This window comes from Prescottella defluvii, assembly GCF_000738775.1.
In the GTDB taxonomy this organism is placed as follows: domain Bacteria; phylum Actinomycetota; class Actinomycetes; order Mycobacteriales; family Mycobacteriaceae; genus Prescottella; species Prescottella defluvii.
This window is the reverse complement of the sequence record NZ_JPOC01000007.1, coordinates 152,120-170,250: the sequence shown is the minus strand read 5'-3', so window position 1 is coordinate 170,250 and position 18,131 is coordinate 152,120. Positions and strand designations below refer to the sequence as shown.

General features: G+C 68.0%; 15 protein-coding genes. 9 read left to right on the top strand and 6 right to left on the bottom strand.

The genetic code is table 11. The annotated features are described in order from the left end of the window. Nucleotides 1-25: 25 nt before the first annotated feature. Together IJ15_RS0102945 and IJ15_RS0102940 are read right to left on the bottom strand one after the other, a co-directional pair. Nucleotides 26-607 (bottom strand): hypothetical protein, encoded by a 582-nt coding sequence (locus tag IJ15_RS0102945; RefSeq protein WP_051918461.1) that lies wholly within the window; start codon nt 605-607, stop codon nt 26-28. Further along, the gene (locus IJ15_RS0102940; protein ID WP_031936850.1) at nt 604-1,455 is read right to left on the bottom strand and encodes a DUF1707 SHOCT-like domain-containing protein; all 852 of its coding nucleotides are present in this window, start codon (nt 1,453-1,455) and stop codon (nt 604-606) included. Before IJ15_RS0102940 ends, IJ15_RS0102945 begins: the two co-directional genes overlap by 4 nt. 221 nt (nt 1,456-1,676) lie before the next feature. Here IJ15_RS0102940 and IJ15_RS0102935 point away from each other — a divergent pair, with 221 nt between their 5' ends. The 3 genes from IJ15_RS0102935 (at nt 1,677) to IJ15_RS0102925 (ending at nt 6,351) form a co-directional block, all read left to right on the top strand. Further along, nucleotides 1,677-2,096 carry a DUF5318 domain-containing protein gene (locus IJ15_RS0102935; protein WP_197059725.1) on the top strand — a complete coding sequence of 140 codons (420 nt, stop codon included), beginning with the start codon at nt 1,677-1,679 and terminating at the stop codon, nt 2,094-2,096. 488 nt (nt 2,097-2,584) lie between these two features. Further along, the gene (locus IJ15_RS0102930; RefSeq protein WP_031936848.1) at nt 2,585-4,741 is read left to right on the top strand and encodes a transglycosylase domain-containing protein; all 2,157 of its coding nucleotides are present in this window, start codon (nt 2,585-2,587) and stop codon (nt 4,739-4,741) included. A gap of 23 nt (nt 4,742-4,764) precedes the next feature. Next, a complete protein-coding gene (locus tag IJ15_RS0102925) occupies nt 4,765-6,351 on the top strand; it encodes a glycosyltransferase family 87 protein (RefSeq protein ID WP_051918459.1) in 1,587 nt (528 codons plus the stop codon). Nucleotides 6,352-6,355: 4 nt separating this feature from the next. Here IJ15_RS0102925 and IJ15_RS0102920 read toward each other — a convergent pair whose 3' ends face one another. The 3 genes from IJ15_RS0102920 to IJ15_RS0102910 form a co-directional block, all read right to left on the bottom strand. Further along, entirely contained in the window at nt 6,356-8,773 is a 2,418-nt protein-coding gene (locus IJ15_RS0102920; RefSeq protein WP_031936846.1) for an outer membrane protein assembly factor BamB family protein, read from the bottom strand. A gap of 200 nt (nt 8,774-8,973) precedes the next feature. Continuing rightward, a complete protein-coding gene (locus IJ15_RS0102915) occupies nt 8,974-9,399 on the bottom strand; it encodes a DUF2752 domain-containing protein (RefSeq protein ID WP_081880547.1) in 426 nt (141 codons plus the stop codon). 82 nt (nt 9,400-9,481) lie between these two features. Beyond that, nucleotides 9,482-10,825 carry a glycosyltransferase 87 family protein gene (locus tag IJ15_RS0102910; RefSeq protein ID WP_031936844.1) on the bottom strand — a complete coding sequence of 448 codons (1,344 nt, stop codon included), beginning with the start codon at nt 10,823-10,825 and terminating at the stop codon, nt 9,482-9,484. A 186-nt stretch (nt 10,826-11,011) separates the two neighbouring features. Between IJ15_RS0102910 and rpsF the strand changes: the two genes are divergently transcribed. The 5 genes from rpsF (at nt 11,012) to dnaB (ending at nt 15,836) form a co-directional block, all read left to right on the top strand. After that, nucleotides 11,012-11,299: a 30S ribosomal protein S6 gene (rpsF, locus tag IJ15_RS0102905; RefSeq protein ID WP_031936843.1), complete on the top strand. Its 288-nt coding sequence runs from the start codon at nt 11,012-11,014 to the stop codon at nt 11,297-11,299. 88 nt (nt 11,300-11,387) lie between these two features. Then, nucleotides 11,388-11,921 carry a single-stranded DNA-binding protein gene (locus IJ15_RS0102900; protein WP_031936842.1) on the top strand — a complete coding sequence of 178 codons (534 nt, stop codon included), beginning with the start codon at nt 11,388-11,390 and terminating at the stop codon, nt 11,919-11,921. Between the two features lie 39 nt (nt 11,922-11,960). Then, nucleotides 11,961-12,203, top strand: coding sequence for a 30S ribosomal protein S18 (rpsR, locus tag IJ15_RS0102895; protein WP_031936841.1), 243 nt, complete (start codon nt 11,961-11,963; stop codon nt 12,201-12,203). Between the two features lie 17 nt (nt 12,204-12,220). After that, on the top strand, nt 12,221-12,676 hold the full coding sequence (gene rplI / locus IJ15_RS0102890) for a 50S ribosomal protein L9 (RefSeq protein WP_031936840.1): 456 nt from the start codon (nt 12,221-12,223) through the stop codon (nt 12,674-12,676). Nucleotides 12,677-13,196: 520 nt separating this feature from the next. Then, nucleotides 13,197-15,836, top strand: a complete 2,640-nt coding sequence (gene dnaB, locus IJ15_RS0102885) for a replicative DNA helicase (RefSeq protein ID WP_031936839.1) — start codon at nt 13,197-13,199, stop codon at nt 15,834-15,836. Nucleotides 15,837-16,294: 458 nt separating this feature from the next. Here the strand turns inward: dnaB and IJ15_RS0102880 are convergent, their stop codons facing one another. Beyond that, on the bottom strand, nt 16,295-16,915 hold the full coding sequence (locus IJ15_RS0102880) for a TetR/AcrR family transcriptional regulator (protein ID WP_051918458.1): 621 nt from the start codon (nt 16,913-16,915) through the stop codon (nt 16,295-16,297). An 83-nt stretch (nt 16,916-16,998) separates the two neighbouring features. Between IJ15_RS0102880 and IJ15_RS0102875 the strand changes: the two genes are divergently transcribed. Beyond that, a complete protein-coding gene (locus IJ15_RS0102875) occupies nt 16,999-18,039 on the top strand; it encodes an LLM class oxidoreductase (RefSeq protein WP_197059721.1) in 1,041 nt (346 codons plus the stop codon). Nucleotides 18,040-18,131: the final 92 nt, after the last annotated feature.

Here is an 18,131-nt window from a genome sequence, read left to right as displayed (position 1 = left end):
CGACCGGAGTGCTCCGGTCGGATACTTACCGGTCGGCCCGGTGGACGGAGCGCACCTCGCCGTCGAAACCGACCGTCATGAAGCCGTCCGTGCCGGTGTCCTCGTTCGACAGGTAGATGCCCACGACAGCCCCGGTGTCGTCGTCGCGATCCACGATCAGATAGGCGCTGGTCGGGTTGTCGACGCCGAGAGTGCGGTCGGCGCCGTAGACGAGCCCGATGAGCCGGGGAACGTTCGCACGCAGAACCGCCAGGTCGACGGGCACACCGGCGGTGCGGCCCGGCGACCTTCCGGTGTCGGTGAGCTGTCCGTCCTCGTAGCGAAACGACTGCTCGCTGCCGGGTACACCGGGCACCGATCGCGAGATCGACGCGTAGTCGGGATGGATCGTCATGCTGTCGACCTCCGAGCTGCCCAACTGCAGGTCGATGTCGTCGAGCATCCGTCCGAGTCCCGCCGCGGTGATCAAGTCGGTGCCCGCCCTGGGCGATACGGGTTCGTAGTGGTCGCGGGTCGAGGTGGCCACGACGACGAATCCGCACGCCGCGACGACGGCCGTCGACAGCCCGACGACCCAGCGAGTACCCGGCGTGGGTGACACGGTCACCGCCCTCCGGCCGGAAAGACGTCGACGATCGTGCCGTCGAGGCGGGTATCCACCGATCCCGTTTGCTTCTCGGAATCCTCGAACAGGACGGAGATCAGCGGTTCGTCGGCCGTTCGATCCGGGCGCACGAAGATGTGCGACACCTCGGCCGACAGGAGTCCGACACGGCGCGGTCCGTCCGTGATCACCTCGGTGAGGCGGTCGACGTCGAGGAGCGCGAGGTCGACCGTGGCGGTGTCCGGGGTGCGCGAATCCGGGGCACTCGTCGGCTCGAACCCACCTTGAAAGCTCCAGTCCTGTTCGCGATGCGGTTGGTCCGGCAGCATCCGGGTGAGGAACACGTACGTCGCGTAGAAGGTCACCTGGTCGACCCGCAGATCGCCGAACTTCACCCCGAGTTGACGCACGAACTCGCGGATCCCGTCGGGAGAGAGGGGGTCGTGCGACTCGATCACAATCGGCTGAGGTTCAGCCACGGGGCGCGGCGCCGGCGCCGGTTCGGCTGCGACGGCCACCTCCTGTGCCGCGTCTACCCGAGACACGTAGACGACGGTTCCGCAGACCGCGAGGACCGCGACGACGACCGCCGCGACGGCGCGACCCGGAACACGCCTGCGCGGCGCCGGCTGCGGTGCCTGCACCGCTTCGACGAGATGCACGGGAATCTGCAGATCCGAGACGAGTGAGTCCAATTCGGCGAGCGTCTTGGCCTTCATCGCGCGCGCGGTGCGCGACTGATACTCGGTCGGATCGAGCTGCCCGTCGCTGTAGCCGGCGTCGAGGAGTGCACACGTCTGCGCCCGGTCGATGTCCCGGGCGCGGGTTTTGGTGGAGAACCTGGCGGCCACGTCCGAGATAATAGGAAACCGGTCGGGTTGTTGTGCGCGGGCGTCTGCGGGTTCTACTGATCGGCGCTGCGAACCCTGCGGAGCTCTCCGTCGAAACCGACGGCCAGAACGCCGCTCACCCCTGTCCTTGCGTCCGTAGCCTGTCAAGGCCTTGTGGTCGTCCCCACGTGCGGTCACTCCGCCCCACCCTGCCGTCGGTGGACGCACGTACTCTGGTCACCGTGCGGATACAGCGGCAGGTCGTGGACTACGCGCTGCAGCGCCGGTCCCTGCTCTCCGAGGTCTACTCGGGGCGGACCGGCGTGACCGAAGTCTGCGATGCGAGCCCCTATCTGCTGCGTGCGGCCAAGTTCCACGGCCGAAGCAGCGAGGTGATGTGCCCGATCTGTCGTAAGGAAGAGCTGACCCTCGTATCTTGGGTGTTCGGCGACAAGCTGGGTCCGGTGTCGGGCTCGGCGCGGACACCCGAAGAACTGGTCCGGCTGGCCGCGACCGAGGAGGAGTTCTCGGTCCATGTGGTCGAGGTGTGCCGCACGTGCAGCTGGAACCACTTGGTCCAGTCCTACGTTCTCGGTGCGGTACCGGCACCCAAGCGGCCGAGACGGACGTCCTCGCCGCGCCGCCGCACCGCCAGCGAGTAGTAGAGAACAGACAGCGTAGGAAAGCCGACAGCTGTGCCCACCGACCGACGCAACCGAGGACTGCCCCCAGTCACCCGATTACTGGAGATTCGTACGTGAGTTCCCCCAACAACCCGCAGGGTCGACCTACTGGACCGCGGCGTCCGAACGGCCCGCAGCAGAGTGGACGACCGGCCGGGCAGCAGCCCGGCCGTCCCGTGAGCGGCCCCGGGGGCCCTGCGCCGCGCCGCAACCCGGGCCCGCCGCAGGGTGGTCGCCCGGCTCCGCGCCAGCCGCAGCAGGGCGGTCGACCGCCGCAGGGTGGCCAGCGACCGCCGCAGGGCGGCCAGCGACCGCCGCAGGGTGGACCACGTCCGGCACAGGGTGGGGGTCGCGGTCCCGGTGGACGTCCGCCGGCCGGCCCGCCGCCGACCGCACGCAAGTCCGGTGGCGGATCGGGAGGTCAGCCGCCGAAGGGGCCGAAGAAGACCAAGTCCAGTAAGTGGAAGATCGCCCGCCGCGTCGCGTACGCCGCGATCGCGGTCGGACTGATCGTGCCGATGCTGACGTTCATGGTCGCGTACATCGTCCAGGACGTGCCGCGGCCCGGCGACATGAAGACCAACCAGGTCGCGACGATCCTCGCGTCGGACGGGACGACGGAGATCGCCCGCGTCGTGCCACCGGAGGGCAACCGCACCGAGGTCACGATCGACCAGATTCCGGAGCACGTGCGGAACGCGGTGCTCTCGGCCGAGGACCGGGACTTCTACACCAACCCCGGTTTCTCGGTGACCGGGTTCGCGCGCGCGGCCCGTGACAACGTGCTCGGCAAGGACAGCGCCGGCGGTGGCTCGACCATCACGCAGCAGTACGTGAAGAACGCTCTCGTGGGGTCGGAGCGCTCGCTCACCCGAAAGATGAAGGAACTGGTCATCTCCTCGAAGATGGCCCGCGAGTGGTCCAAGGACGACATCCTCGCGGCGTACCTGAACACCATCTACTTCGGTCGCGGTGCGTACGGCATCGCGGCGGCGTCCGAGGCGTACTTCGGCAAGCCTGTCGAACAGTTGACGGTGGCCGAGGGCGGCGTGCTCGCCGCGGCCATCCAGCTGCCGTCACTGCTGGATCCCGAGACCAATCCCACCGGTGCCCAGTCACGTTGGAACTACGTCCTCGACGGCATGGTGGACAGCGGCACCCTCAGCGCCGCCGACCGTGCCGCCACCCAGTTCCCGCAGGTCATTCCTCTCGCCGAGGTCGACAACGGCTCCGGCGGCAACGGGCCGGAGGGCCTGATCAAGCAGCAGGTGCTGAAGGAGCTGTCGGCGGCCGGCATCAGCGAACAGGACCTCAACACCGAGGGCCTGCAGATCACCTCGACGATCGATCCGCAGGCACAGGCGGCCGCGATCGACGCCGTCGAGACGTACATGGAAGGTGAGCCGTCCGAGCTGCGGACCGCGGTCGTGTCCGTCGACCCGCGTTCGGGTGCCGTGCGCGCCTACTACGGTGGCGACGACGGCAGCGGCTACGACTTCGCGCAGGCCGGACTCCAGACCGGTTCGTCGTTCAAGGTATTCGGCCTGGCGGCCGCCCTGGATCAGGGCATTCCGCTGTCGCAGATGTACGACAGCGGCCCGCTCACCGTCAACGGCATCTCGATCGGCAACGTCGAGGGCGAGTCCTGCGGCACGTGCACCATCGCCGAGGCCCTCAAGCGTTCGCTCAACACCAGCTTCTACCGGCAGATGCTGACGCTGGAGAACGGCCCGCAGGACATCGCGGACATCGCCCACAAGGCGGGCATCCCCGAGGACATCCCGGGTGTGGGCCCCTCGCTCACCGAGCCCGGCGGCGTCGGCCCCAACAACGGCATCGTGCTGGGCCAGTACCAGTCCCGGCCCCTCGACATGGCGTCCGCATACGCGACGCTCGCGGCGTCCGGTGTCTTCCACGAGCCGTTCTTCGTGCAGAAGGTCGTCACGTCCGACGGCACCGTGCTGCTCGACCGCGGCACGCCGACCGGCCAGGAGGTCATCGACGCCGCGGTCGCGGACAACACCACCGCCGCGATGACCCCGATCGCCGCGTACTCGCGCGGACACGGGCTGTCCGGTGGCCGTCCGTCGGCGTCCAAGACCGGTACCGCACAGCTCGGCGACACCGGCGCCAACAAGGACGCGTGGATGGTCGGATACACCCCGTCGCTGTCGACGGCGGTGTGGGTCGGCACCGAACAGGGCCTGCCGATCAAGAACAGCTACGGCGGAATGATCTACGGATCGGGTCTGCCGTCGGACATCTGGAAGGCCACGATGGACGGCGCCCTCGAGGGCACCAGTGTCGAGAAGTTCCCCACGCCGGCACCCGTCGGCGGCCAGGCGGGCATCCCGCAGTTCACGGCGCCCGCGCCGCCGAAGACGACCACCGTTCCCCCGACCACGACCACGACGACGACTCCGCTGCTGCCCGAGATCACCACGAGCAATGTGGAGATCCTGCCGGGCGTGACGATCCCGATCCCGGGCATCAAGCCGGGCAGGCCCACCGACACGACCACCTCGCCGTCGACGGAGGATTCGACGTCGGAGCAGGAGTCGCCGGGCGGGACGGACCCGGAGGGACAACAGCGACCGGTCCCGCAGCCGGTCCCCGTCGGGTAGCCGTTTCCCGGTAGCCTCGCGGGGTGGCCGACAACGCACCGGGCAGCACCGAGACCGACACCGGCGTCGAGCTGGTGTCGCCGGCGCCGCTCGCGGCGGATCGGCGCTCCGCGGACTGGCGGGACGTGCCGGGGCACACCGATCCGCTGACGGCACAACTGTCGTCGACGATCGGTGGCCCGGTCGGCCGGCACGCGCTGATCGGGCGGACCCGCTTCTTCACCCCGATGCGGGTGATCCTGCTGCTGGCCGTGGTGTTCCTGAGCCTCGGCTGGTTCACCAAGGCCGGCTGCATCCAGCAGGGACCGGTCGGTGCCGACGGCGCGCTGGGACTGGACTGGAGCGGTAGCCGTCAGTACGTGGCGATGTGTTACTCCGACACCGTTCCGCTGTACGGCGCCGAGCATCTCGACGAGGGCGCCTTCCCCTACAAGAAGTGGTGGGAGGAACCGGCCGCGGACGGCTCCGTGCAGCGTCGCTACATGGAGTACCCGGTGCTGTCCGGGCTGTACCAGTACGCGTCGATGGTGGTCGCGAAGGCCTGGGATGCGACGCCGTGGCTGCCGGGTGGTCTGCAGGTCGCGATCTACTTCAACGTGGTGGCGTTCGGGCTGGCCGTGGCGTGGCTGGTGACGGTATGGGCCAGTGCACTGTTGGCCGGCCGCCGCGTGTGGGATGCGGCGCTCGTCGCGTGCTCACCGCTGGTGATCGTGCACGCCTTCACCAACTTCGATCTGCTGGCGACGGCCTTCGCGGCCACCGGTCTGCTCGCCTGGTCGCGAAAACGTCCGGTGCTCGCCGGCGTCCTCCTGGGTCTCGGTGGCGCCGCCAAGCTCTATCCGCTGTTCCTGCTCGGTGTGCTGCTGGTGCTGTGCCTGCGCGCGGGACGGATGCGCCCGTGGTGGCAGGCGACCGCGGCGGCGGCCGGCGCCTGGCTCGTGGTGAATCTGCCCATCGCGGTGTTGTTTCCGCGTGGGTGGGCGGAGTTCTTCCGGCTCAACTCCGAGCGCGGCGCCGACCCCGACTCCATCTACAACGTGATCGCCTCGTTCACCGGGTGGACCGGGTTCGACGGCCCCCTCGCCGCCGGTGAGGCGCCCAGCGTGCTGAACGCGGTGTCGCTGCTGGCGTTCGTCGCGGTCTGCGCCGGTGTGGCCTGGGTGGCGTTGACCGCGTCGCGTCGCCCCCGAGTGGCGCAACTGTGCTTCCTGCTGGTCGCCGGGTTCCTGCTCACCAACAAGGTGTGGAGTCCGCAGTACTCGCTGTGGCTGGTACCGCTCGCGGTCCTCGCCCTCCCCCATCGTCGGATCCTGCTGGCGTGGATGACGATCGACGCGCTCGTCTGGGTGCCGCGGATGATGTACTACCTCGGCGTGTCCAACAAGGGCCTGCCCGAGCAGTGGTTCACCGGGACCGTGGTGCTGCGTGACATCGCCGTACTGGTGCTCTGCGCGCTGGTCCTGCGTCAGATCTACCGGCCGTCGGAGGACCTGGTGCGGTTCGGTTTCGTCGACGACCCCGTCGGCGGCGTCCTCGACCAGGCGGAGGACGCCCCACCGAAGTGGTTGCCGACGTGGTTGCGCCCCCGGGTCCCGGTGCGCGCCGAGTGAGTGCCTACTTCCGGTAGAGCGTGCTCCCGTCCACCGAGTGCGTGGTGCTGATCAGCTTCGCGAAGCAGTGGTCGGCGTCGAAACCCTTGCTGTCGCACCACCCGTTGGCACCCTCCGGCGTCGGGAACGTGACCCCGGCCGCCGTCACCCACCAGTCCCGTTCGGTGAAGGTGCTCCAGTCGCCGCTCCACATCAGGCGCACCTCCGGGAAACGCAACCGCAGGTCCAGGTGCTCCCGAAGGATCTCGGCGTTGTTCCAGGTGATCCCGTCGGCGACCAGCCCCGGTTGCTTGGAACTGAGCAGCGGAACCCAGCGGTCGGCGAGGTCCGACCGCACGAACGGCGCGTCGGCGTCGGCCTGCTCACGCAGCGCGTCGCGGCTCGCGGACTCGGTGTCGACCCGCGAGACGGCGGACGCCTTGGAGTCGAACGCGGGCGGCGACGACGTGCCCGACGGCACCGGTGCCGAGGTGGGCCCGGTCGAGGACCCCTCGTCCTCGCAGTCCACCACGGTGTCCCCGACGCCGCCCTTGCCGTCGCCCAGCGAGTTCGGTAGCCGCCAGAACGAGCCCAGCGGATACCGCAGCTGTGCCGCGGCGTAGTCCGCTCCGCCGGTTCGGCCCGACGGCAACACCAACGGCTCGTCCGAGAAGTCGAACGTGGACGAGGCCACCGGAACACCGTTGTCCGAGATCGTCACTCGCAGAGCGTCCGTCGACAGGATGTCGCCGCCGGGGCAGGTGGCCCGCACCCGCATCTCGACGACCAGCCCGCCCGCGTCCGTGCGGAACGACACCGGTTCCAGCCGGGGCCGGCTACCGCACTTGGTGACCAGCTCCCCTCCTCCGGATCCGCTTGCCGCGGAGTCACTTCCGGATGTGGAGGGATCCGATCCGGGGATCGTCGCGGGCCCGCCGGTGGGCGCGTACGCGGTGATCGACGTCCCGTCGGTCACCGCGAACAGGTCACCGGCCGTGTCGATCCGGGACGTCGACGCGGGAATCGACCACGCCCGGGCGCCGTCGACGAGGTCGTAGGCGTCGACACCGGAGTCGTCGGCGACGAGAATCCGCTCACCGTCGGTCGGTCCGAACTGCAGGCCGTCTCCGATCGGAACCGTCCAGCGGGTCGTCCCGTCGTCGAGATCCACCGCCGTCATCGATCCGTCCGCGACGGTGAGAACCACATCGCCCACCACTGACAGGCTCGCCCAGTCTCCTTCGGGGGAAAGCGCACTCGACTCCCACATGAGGTCACCGGTGTCCGGCTCGTAGGCGCTGTCGCCGATGAACAGGGGGACCCGAGTACGCGCCGTGACGGTCGGGGACGGTGTGCGGAAGGAGCCGTCCTTCTCGAACAGGGTGTCGCCGGAACCGTCGACGACGGTCACCGTCGGAGACGCCGAGCGGCGCGATCCCTGGAACTCCATGCAACTCTGCTGCGCGTAGCCGTCACCCATCGGCAGGCTGCTGCGGAAGGCCCCCGAGCTCGCGAGTGTCCCCGTCGCCGCGTCGACGACCCAGGAACTGATTCCGCTGGTGTGGAACAGATTTCCCTGCGCGTAGCGGAAGAGCGCGCCGTCGGCGCCACCCGGGCACAGGTCGGGTTCGAGTGGGCCCGACGACCAGTTGCCGGTCGGGTCGTCGACGGTCCCGCTCGTGTAGAACTGCGCCGAGTCCGTGTATCCCGCGAGGAAGATCGTCGATCCGTCGGTTGCCGCATCGGACACCACGAAATCCGGAGCGAACGAGTTGCGGGTCGCGCCCGAGTCGACGTCGACGAATTCGACGGTGTTCGCCGTGCCGTCCGACCGGACGATGCAGGGCATCGCGTTGTCCACGACGGTCATCAGGCACGTCGTGGTGGCCGCCTCCCTGCTCCACCGCGGTTCCCCCGAGGACGAATCGAGTCCGATCAGGGTGAATTCGACGTCCGGTGAAACGCCCCCCATCATCGTGACCAGCGTCCCGCCCGCATCGAAGTAGCCGGGCGAATTCCCCATCCCCATGGCCCCCTCGGGGGTGTAGAAGGCGTCCCCCGGCCGTCCGCCGACATCGCCGGGTGTGACGCTCCATGCCGCCTGCGGTGCGGTGGGGAAGGTGTAGCGCAGCAGGCTGTCAGCCGCCACCGTGCTGTTCGAGTCGTCCTTCGACGTCAGGTACCAGAACGCGCCACCGGCGGCGAGGGCGACGACGAGGACGAGCGCGCTCACGAGCAGGATCGGGCCGCGTCGTCGCGGAGGGTCCGGTGGCCCGAACCCCGCCGGGGGCAGATAGTTCGGGGGCGGCGGCGGTGCCTGCTGAAACGGCGGCGGTGCCTGCTGGAACGGCGGAGGTGCCTGCTGGAACTGCGGCGGGTGGCCGCCGTACCGGGGGTACCCGTCCACGGGCGGTTGGGTGTTCCACGGATCGTCACGAGTCATGGACTGTCTCCGTCGGGTCGGTCGTCCCGGGCGTTCTTCCCTGCTCAGGAGGCTGCGGATGTTTCCGTTGGTGGAGAGAGTGATTCGGTCACCGAATGGGTTTCTTCACTACGATCTCGAGCTGCCGGACACGCGTGGAACGGATGAGATTACCGGTGCCGGACCGGATCCGGGGGCCGTTCGAACGGAGGATGTCCGGTTCAGAGTCGCAGGCCGGTGAACGGTGGGATCGGAAGGTTCCTCACCACGAACCAGAGTGCGGCCACCGCGAGCACGATCGCCGGCACCTGTCGGAGATACCGCGCCTGCAGCACCCGACGGCCCCGTAGCCGGCCCCAGGTCCACACGCCGAATGCGACGATCAGCAGGACCACGGCGACCACGCCCACCGCGTTGTACCGCAGCGCGCCCGCGACGTCGAGGTGGAGCAGCGCGTACAGCATGCGGGTTCCGCCGCAGAGCGGGCAGTCGATGCCCAGCAGGGACTTCGTCGGGCACACCGGGATGACGCCGCCCGGTGACGTCGGATCGGCCCAGAGCACGAACCCGCACGCGGCGACCGCGGCCGCCGCCACCGCTGCCGGCGCGGCGACGCGGGACTGCGGGTGCATCGGTGCGGATTCCATACGTTCGAGACGCTACAACGCGGCAGGCCGCTACGGAGCGGTCACCATTCGCCGATGGTGGTCAGTCCGTCCCGCAACGCGCTCAGGAGCGGACACCCCCGGTCGAGACCGGGGCCGGTGGCCTCACCGGATCGGGGTCGCCGGTGTCCGTCCGTCGCAGTGGGGCGCCGACGAAGACGAAGAACAACACGACGAGCAGGCCGGCCTGCCCCCACACGCCGACGTTGACGACGAATTCGGTGACGGTGCTGTCGGACCGGGTGGCAAGGGCGTCGAACCAGCGGAACACCCCGATGCCCAGTGTCAGGTCGGCGACCAGGAAGGCCGCGACCAGTGACCACGGCACCCGCAGCAGCACCAGGAACGGGAGCAGCCACAGCGTGTACTGCGGCGAGTGCACCTTGTGCAGCAGCAGGAACGCACACAGCATGGCGGCGCTCACGCCGATCCACGGATAGCTGCCGTGGCGTTCGAAATGCTTCCAGCCCAGCCACACCGCGAGGGCGAGCCCGGCACACAGCGCGAGGGGCGACACGACGCCGACGATGTGGTCGTAGGTGTCGGAGCCGTGCCGGTCGACACCCATCAGCGGTCGCAGGCCCCAGAACCAGATGCTGTTGCTGGTCAGGTCGGCCGTGCGCAGCTGCTGGAACGTGAACGAGGCGCGCCACCCCTCGTAGTTGGCCAGCGCGAACGGCACATTGATCGCGATCACCGTCGCCGCCGCTGCCCCGACGACCGCGGCGGCACCCCGGACGTCGAGACGGTTCCGGTCCCGGCCCGCGGTCAGGACGTACAGCGCCAGCGGCACCACGAACAGCCCCGGATAGAGCTTGAGGCAGAACCCGACCCCGAGCAGGACGGCGGCGAGCACCGCGCGGGTGCGCAGCGACCACCGCTGCGACGCCATCACCGCGATCGCCCCGACCGACGTGGCGACGACGGGCAGTTCCCAGTTGTGGAACGCGTACAGCAGCAGCGGTGGACCGGCCGCCCACAGCAGCGCGGCACGCCCCGCGAGCCGTCCGAGCAGCCACGCGGTGAGCAGCCCGAACGGGGCCAGCAGCAACGCCGAATGCTGCAGGAACGCGGCGTCGGTGTGGGCGCCGATCCCGCCGATCCACATCAGCAGTCCACTGAGCACCGGGTACTCGACGGTGCTGCCGGTGAGGGTGCCGTCCGGGGTGATGCCACCGGCGTACGGGAACAGGTGCTGGTCGATGCCGCGGCCCAGCCACAGGAGTTGGATGTCGGAGTAGCAGACGTCGCGGTCCTTGATCCTGTCGAAGATCAGGCTGCGGCCGTCGGCGCCGAACGGTGGCCCGATGCAGCGGGCCTTGTCCAGGTAGCCGAACATCAGCGTCAGCAGGCAGGCGGTGAGGACGGTGACCGTCGTTCCGGCCCGGATGTTCGCCGCCGCCCGCATGGAATCCAGCGTAGGGCGATCATGCGGACCCGTGGGATCGGCGAGGGCCGGCCGGGAACCGACTCCGGGGTCAATTTCGCAGGTCAAACGGTACTCGTGTACCCTGCAAAGGTTGCTGACGCAACGACCCTCCTGCCACGGACAGTCCGTGGCCGTTTCACAGTCCATAGGAGGTGATGAGGTCTTATGCGTCATTACGAATTGATGGTCATCCTCGACCCCAGCCTGGACGAGCGCACCGTCGCCCCGTCGCTGGATACGTTCCTCAATGTCGTCCGTAAGGACGGCGGCAGTGTCGACAAGGTCGATGTCTGGGGCAAGCGCCGTCTCGCGTTCGAGATCGCCAAGAACGCCGAAGGCATCTACGCGGTCATCGACATCACCGCCGAGCCGGCCACCGTCAAGGAGCTCGACCGTCAGCTGGGTCTGAACGAGTCGGTGCTTCGCACGAAGGTCCTGCGCCACGGCAAGTGATTCCCGTCTGATCCGGGCCCGGGAATTCGTCGGTATCGACGCCTAGGCTCTGGACCAACAGGAACGCCACAACAGCAGGAGGAACCACATGGCAGGCGACACCGTAATCACCGTCATCGGAAACCTGACGGCTGATCCCGAGCTTCGTTTCACCCCCGCGGGTGCCGCGGTCGCGAACTTCACCGTCGCGTCCACGCCCCGCACCTTCGACCGTCAGACCAATGAATGGAAAGACGGCGAGGCCCTGTTCTTGCGCTGCAACATCTGGCGCGAGGCAGCGGAGAACGTGGCGGAGAGCTTGACCCGCGGCTCGCGAGTGATCGTGAGCGGCCGGCTCAAGCAGCGCTCCTACGAGACTCGTGAAGGTGAGAAGCGCACTGTCGTAGAGCTCGAGGTCGACGAGATCGGCCCCTCGCTGAAGTACGCCACGGCCAAGGTCAACAAGGCCAACCGTGGTGGCGGCGGCGGGGGCGGCTTCGGTGGCTCCTCCGGCGGGTCCGGCGGCGGACGTCCGGCGTCCAACTACAACAACAGCCCGGGCGGAGAAGATCCGTGGGGCAGTGCGCCGCAGGCGGGCTCCTTCGGGGGTCCCCGCGGTGGAGACGACGAACCGCCGTTCTGATCCGTACCCGATCGGAACATCCAGAAAACGGAGAAAGACATGCCGAAGCCGCCGCTGCGCGACAAGGTTATGAAGAAGAAGGTCTGCACGTTCTGCAAGGAAAAGAACACGCAGATCGACTACAAGGACACGACGCTGCTGCGTAAGTACGTCAGCGACCGCGGCAAGATCCGCGCCCGCCGTGTCACCGGCAACTGCGTCCAGCACCAGCGCGACGTGGCCGTTGCCGTGAAGAACTCGCGTGAGGTGGCGCTGCTGCCTTACGTCTCGACGGCTCGCTAAGGAAAGGGAGGGACGACATGAAGCTGATTCTCACTGCTGACGTGGACAACCTCGGTGCGCCCGGCGACACCGTTGAGGTCAAGGACGGCTACGGCCGTAACTACCTGCTCCCCCGCGGCCTGGCGATCGTTGCCACCCGTGGCGCCCAGAAGCAGGTCGAGGGCATCCGTCGTGCGCAGGAAGCGCGCGCGGTCCGTGGTCTCGACCACGCCAAGGAGCTCAAGGCTGCCATCGAGGCTCTCGAGGGTGTGTCGCTGTCGGTGAAGACCGCCGGTGACTCGGGCAAGCTGTTCGGTTCCGTCACCGCGGCCGACGTTGCAGGCGCCATCAAGGCTGCCGGCGGCCCGGTCGTCGACAAGCGCAGCCTGGAGCTGCCGAAGGCTCACATCAAGAGCACCGGCAAGCACCAGATCGTGGTCAACCTGCACCCCGAGGTTGCTGCCAAGTTCCACCTGAACGTCGTCGGCGCGTAGTCGACCCGTTCTCCCGAAGGGCCCCGCGGACCAGCTCAGACTCGGTCCGCGGGGCCCTTCGCGTCGGCTGGGGACGGGCTGTGGATAGATTCGCTACTCGGTGCCAAAGCTGTGACCTGCCACATGCCGCTGTTGGGTGGTCGTTTACCGAACACGCCCGACTTGTCAACCTAGGCGACACGCCGAACTTCCTTTCATCAACAGGGTTGTGAAAAGAAAAACACCCTCCTACCTGCGGATTGTCGAATGTGATATTCATCGATCCCCAGGTTGTCCCCAGTTTTCCCCAGCCGGTTAACACTCGAGGGTTCCGCGTCCCCAATTCATCCACAGACTTGTCCACAGCTCGGTTTGATGTGGGGCACTTGCGGCCCCTACCGTCGTCCCGAGCGCGTCTTCTCGAGCCACCCGCGGGGTGGCATCGGATTGTCGGAGGATGCGGGTACAAAGAGTGTGCAAGATGCCGTCCGGCGAGTCGTTCGGGTGACATCGGTGGCCTCGTGTGGGGAAGGCGGTCGCGTTGGCGGTTGTAGATGATCGTGGTCATTCCGAGTACCCGGGACCCCCGGAGGAGCCGAGCGAGGAGTTCGGTCGGCAGCCTCCGCAGGACATGGTCGCGGAGCAGTCGGTGCTCGGCGGCATGCTGCTGAGCAAGGATGCGATCGCCGACGTCCTCGAGGTCCTGCGGCCGGGCGACTTCTACCGTCCCGCGCACCAGTCGGTGTACGACGCGATCCTCGATCTGTACAGCCGCGGCGAGCCGGCCGACCCGGTGACCGTTTCCGCGGAACTGGATCGTCGTGGCGAGCTGCGCCGCATCGGTGGCGCCCCCTACCTGGTGACGCTCACCCAGACGGTGCCCACCGCGGCCAACGCCGCCTTCTACGCGGAGATCGTGGCCGAGAAGTCGGTGCTGCGCCGCCTGGTCGACGCCGGCACCCGCATCGTGCAGTACGGCTACGCGGGCTCCGACGGCCAGGACGTCGCCGAGGTGGTGGACCGCGCGCAGGCGGAGATCTTCGAGGTCACCGAGCGTCGCACCACCGAGGACTTCATGCCGCTCGAGGAGTTGCTGCAGCCCACGATGGACGAGATCGACTCCATCGCCAGCCGCGGCGGCCTGTCCCTCGGTGTGCCCACCGGCTTCGCCGAACTCGACGAGGTCACCAACGGCCTGCACCCGGGGCAGATGATCATCGTCGCGGCCCGACCTGGCGTGGGCAAGGCTCTCGCCCTCGACACTCCCCTCGCGACGCCCACCGGCTGGACGACGATGGGTGAGGTGGCGGTCGGCGACCAGCTGATCGACGCGCACGGCAAGCCGACCACAGTCGTCGCCGCGACCGACGTGATGACCGACCGCCCCTGCTACGAGGTGGAATTCTCCGACGGCACCATCCTGGTCGCCGACGAGCAGCACCAGTGGCTGACGGAGACGAGGGCGTCCCGGCGGTCGGCGCAGCAGGCGGCCACCGGGTACAACCGGTACAAGAATCAGCGGACCTTCGCGGAGGTTCGTACAACCGCGCAGATCGCCGAGACGCTGCACTGCCAGACGGCCGATCGTCGGATCAACCACTCGGTGACGAATACCGAGCCGCTCCAACTGCCGGCGCAGGATCTGCTCATCCCGCCGTACACGCTCGGCGCCTGGCTGGGCGACGGCACGTCCGCCGCCGCACAGTTCACGACGGCCGACCCCGAGATCATCATGTTGATCGAGGCGGAGGGCCTGGTTGCCGTGCCGTCGACGTCGGCGAAGATGCGCTACAGCCTCAAGCTGCAGCCCGAAGATCCCGTCGAGCCCCGCGATTGCGTGGTGTGCGGCAAGAGTTTTGTGCCGTTCACCTCGGAGGTCCGCACGTGCGGCCAGTCTTGTGGCGGCAAGGCACGTTTCGTGTCCGAGCCGGTCCCGGCTCCCACCTGCTCGCGCTGCGGCGGGAAGTCGATCGGGCTGCGGATGTGCCAGTCCTGCCGTAACGAGGTCGGGACCGTGCAGGCACGGCTGCGCACCCTCGGAGTGTTGGGCGACAAGCACATTCCGGTGCAGTACCTGCGTGCTTCGGAGACGCAGCGGCGGGCCGTGCTCGCCGGACTGCTCGACACCGACGGCACCGTCACGAACGGCGGGTCGGTGCAGTTCAGCGTGACCAGCGAACGGTTGGTGCGTGACGTCGAGGAGTTGATCGTCAGCCTCGGCTACCGCTGCCAGCTGAGCACCAAGCGGGTGAACGGGCGGACCGAGGCGTCCTCGACCGCATTCACGTTGACCTTCGCCACGGACGACGAAGTGTTCGGCCTGCCCCGGAAGGCCTTGCTGCACAAGGAGCGTCGCGCCAGTCACAGCACGGCACGGTCCAGCTCGCGTTACATCGTCGACGTCCGAAGGATCGATTCGGTTCCGGTGCGGTGCGTCGAGGTCGACAACCCAGACCACCTGTACCTGGCCGGCCGGTCAATGGTGCCGACACACAATTCCACGATCGGCATGGATTTCATGCGGTCGTGCTCGATCAAGCACGGCATGCCCAGCGTCATCTTCTCTCTGGAGATGAGCAAGACCGAGATCGTGATGCGTCTGCTGTCGGCGGAGGCGAAGATCAAGCTCTCGGACATGCGTTCGGGCAAGATGACCGACGACGACTGGACGCGGTTGGCACGGCGGATGAGCGAGATCAGCGAGGCCCCGCTGTACATCGACGACTCCCCCAACCTGACGATGATGGAGATCCGGGCCAAGGCGCGCCGGCTCAAGCAGAAGCACGACATCAAGCTGATTGTCATCGACTACCTGCAGCTGATGTCGTCGGGCAAGAAGGTCGAGTCCCGCCAGCAGGAGGTCTCCGAGTTCTCGCGAAGCCTGAAGCTGCTCGCGAAGGAACTGGAGCTGCCCGTCGTCGCGATCTGTCAGCTCAACCGTGGTCCCGAACAGCGAACCGACAAGCGTCCGCAGGTTTCCGACCTTCGTGAGTCCGGATCGCTCGAGCAGGACGCCGACATGGTGATGCTGCTGCACCGTCCCGACGCCTTCGAGCGCGACGACCCGCGTGGCGGCGAGGCCGACATCATCCTCGGCAAGCACCGTGGCGGTCCGACCGCGACCATCACCGTTGCCCACCAGCTGCACCTGTCGCGCTTCGTGGATATGGCACGGGGGTAGGCGCGTCTTCTCCTCCTCCTCCTGGCCCTCCTCCGTGTGGCGGTAGCCTCAGCTAGCTGACGAATCCGCCTGTGGGTGCATTTCTGGCGGTTCTGGTAACGCGGGTAGCAGGGCTGCTCGCGGTCGACCGGATCCGTCACCGCGGCAACGCGGTTGTGGTGACCCTGCGACGAGAACGGCTGACAGTCAGCGCGCAGGTCGCCATCGCTGACCATCCGACACCGCATCCGACTCATCCGACAACGCCGTGATGTCCGGATCGCCCACCCGATTGGTGCATGGTGCGGGATTTACGGTGGGACTCGAAACGTCCCGTCGCGGACTCCTGGCGCGGCGCGGGCCCGGACGGGTTGATCAGACCACGTCGACTGGAGATCCGTTGTCGGCGTGTGCTTTCTGGGGACGTTGCGCGGAAGCTGGCGTCACTCCCGCGCACCGCCCACGGACTTCGACCGAGACTATGTGTCGCCTTGTAGGACTGCGTGGACCAGGATGTGCAGATGTCGTGCTGCGGCGCGCAGCGGTGCATCGTCGCCTGAGACGCGGGCGAGAAGTTCGGCCCCCTCGAGAGTGGACAGGACGGTGCAGGCGAGGTCGTCTGCCGCTTCGACTGCGAGTCCGGCATGTACGAGCTTGTCGGCGATGAGTTTCTGCCAGCTGCGGAGTGCTTCGTCGGAGGCCTGTTGGATGAGCGGTGACCGGCCGATTATCTCCAGTGCCGTTGCGGCGACGGGACAGCCATCCGTCCAATCGGATTCGAGGAGGGTGTCCGCAAGACGGTGGGCGCACTCGGCGACGGCGTCGGCGGGGTGGGGTGCGCTGTCGAGGCCGCGGCGCAGCAGGTCGGCGAAATCGTCGGCGCCGTGGCGGAGTGCCTCGGCGGCCAGTTCTTCCTTCCCCGCGGGGAAGAAGTGATAGAGCGACCCGTAGGTCGCCCCTGCTTCCGCCGTGATCCGTTTGATGCTCGTCGCCTCGTAGCCCTGACGTTGAAGCAGTGCCGCGGTCGCGCTCACGAGTCGGGTGCGCGTGCCGACCGCGGGATCCTCCACTCGGCTCGGTTTGCTGTCGTCGGTCGCCATATCGACAGACTACCGCGCCGCTAGAACGAGCGTTCTAGAGATCTGTTACGGTCCACTAGAACGATCGATCTAGTGGAGGTGTCGTGGACGAACGCGTGGGTCTGGAGCAGGGTGCCCGGACAGGTCAGCCGTCCTTCGCGGGACATCCTGGGTACGCGCGAATGTTCGCCCAGGATGCGCTGACCGTGGGATTGTTCCTGCCGCTGTGGCCGTATCGGGGTGAGATGACGGCGATGCAGGGACAGGGCGAGATCATCGAGCGGGTCGATGCCTCGGACTTCGCGGGGCTGTGGGTTCGCGATGTGCCGTTGGCGGATCCTGGGTTCGGTGACGTGGGGCAGGTGTTCGATCCGTGGACCTACCTGGCATGGCTTGCGTCGCGGACGCGGAGACTGTCGTTGGCAGCGGGAAGTGCCGTCTTCTCCCTACGGCACCCGATCGACCTCGCCAAGATGGCGACCTCGGTCGACCAACTCTCGGGGGGACGGCTGGTGCTGGGGGCGGCGTCGGGTGACCGCGCGTCGGAGTTCCCCGCCTACGGGCTCGACCGTGCGACGCGAGGAGAGCGCTACCGCGAGGTCGTCGAGTGGTTTCGAACGCTCACCGAGCACACCGCACCGCGAATCGTCGGCCGGCTGGGGACGTTCGATGGTGGCGTTGATCTGTTGCCGAAACCGGTCGGCATGCGGATTCCCCTGCTCGTCACGGGATCGTCGCAACAGGATCCGGAGTGGATCGCCGCGAACGGTGACGGGTGGCTCGTCTACCCCGGGAAGACGTACGAGACGGCAGGTGCGGACGAACTCGGCCGGAAGCTGGCCGCGTGGCGGGGCCTCATTCCCGACGGTGTGTTCAAACCGGTCGCGACGAACGAGTGGATCGACCTCGCGGAGGACCCGCGGACACCACCGACGCCACTACGTGGCGGGTTCGTCCTGCGGACAGGATCGGAAGCGCTGGTCGACATTATCGACCGATATCGCGGAGTCGGAGTCAACCACATGGCACTCGGCGTCCAGCACGGCGCCCGTCCCGCCGCGGAGGTGGTGCAACAGCTCATCGAGGAGGTCGCCCCCCACTTCCCCGCGCTCGACGGTCCTGCGCCTCGACCGGCGGCATGGTGACCAGCGCGTCGGTCGGCCACACGACCTACGCCGGCCGACGGCTCCGCGATCGCGTCGGCGTCCGTGATGGTGTCGCGTGCGGTCGCGCAGGG

What these genes read in the sequence shown, in the direction of transcription:
- IJ15_RS0102920 (WP_031936846.1), bottom strand. Translation starts at nt 8,773, where the DNA reads ATGACTCGTGACGATCCGTGGAACACCCAACCGCCCGTGGACGGGTAC.
- IJ15_RS0102915 (WP_081880547.1), bottom strand. Translation starts at nt 9,399, where the DNA reads ATGGAATCCGCACCGATGCACCCGCAGTCCCGCGTCGCCGCGCCGGCA.
- IJ15_RS0102910 (WP_031936844.1), bottom strand. Translation starts at nt 10,825, where the DNA reads ATGCGGGCGGCGGCGAACATCCGGGCCGGAACGACGGTCACCGTCCTC.
- rpsF (WP_031936843.1), top strand. Translation starts at nt 11,012, where the DNA reads ATGCGTCATTACGAATTGATGGTCATCCTCGACCCCAGCCTGGACGAG.
- IJ15_RS0102900 (WP_031936842.1), top strand. Translation starts at nt 11,388, where the DNA reads ATGGCAGGCGACACCGTAATCACCGTCATCGGAAACCTGACGGCTGAT.
- rpsR (WP_031936841.1), top strand. Translation starts at nt 11,961, where the DNA reads ATGCCGAAGCCGCCGCTGCGCGACAAGGTTATGAAGAAGAAGGTCTGC.
- rplI (WP_031936840.1), top strand. Translation starts at nt 12,221, where the DNA reads ATGAAGCTGATTCTCACTGCTGACGTGGACAACCTCGGTGCGCCCGGC.
- IJ15_RS0102880 (WP_051918458.1), bottom strand. Translation starts at nt 16,915, where the DNA reads ATGGCGACCGACGACAGCAAACCGAGCCGAGTGGAGGATCCCGCGGTC.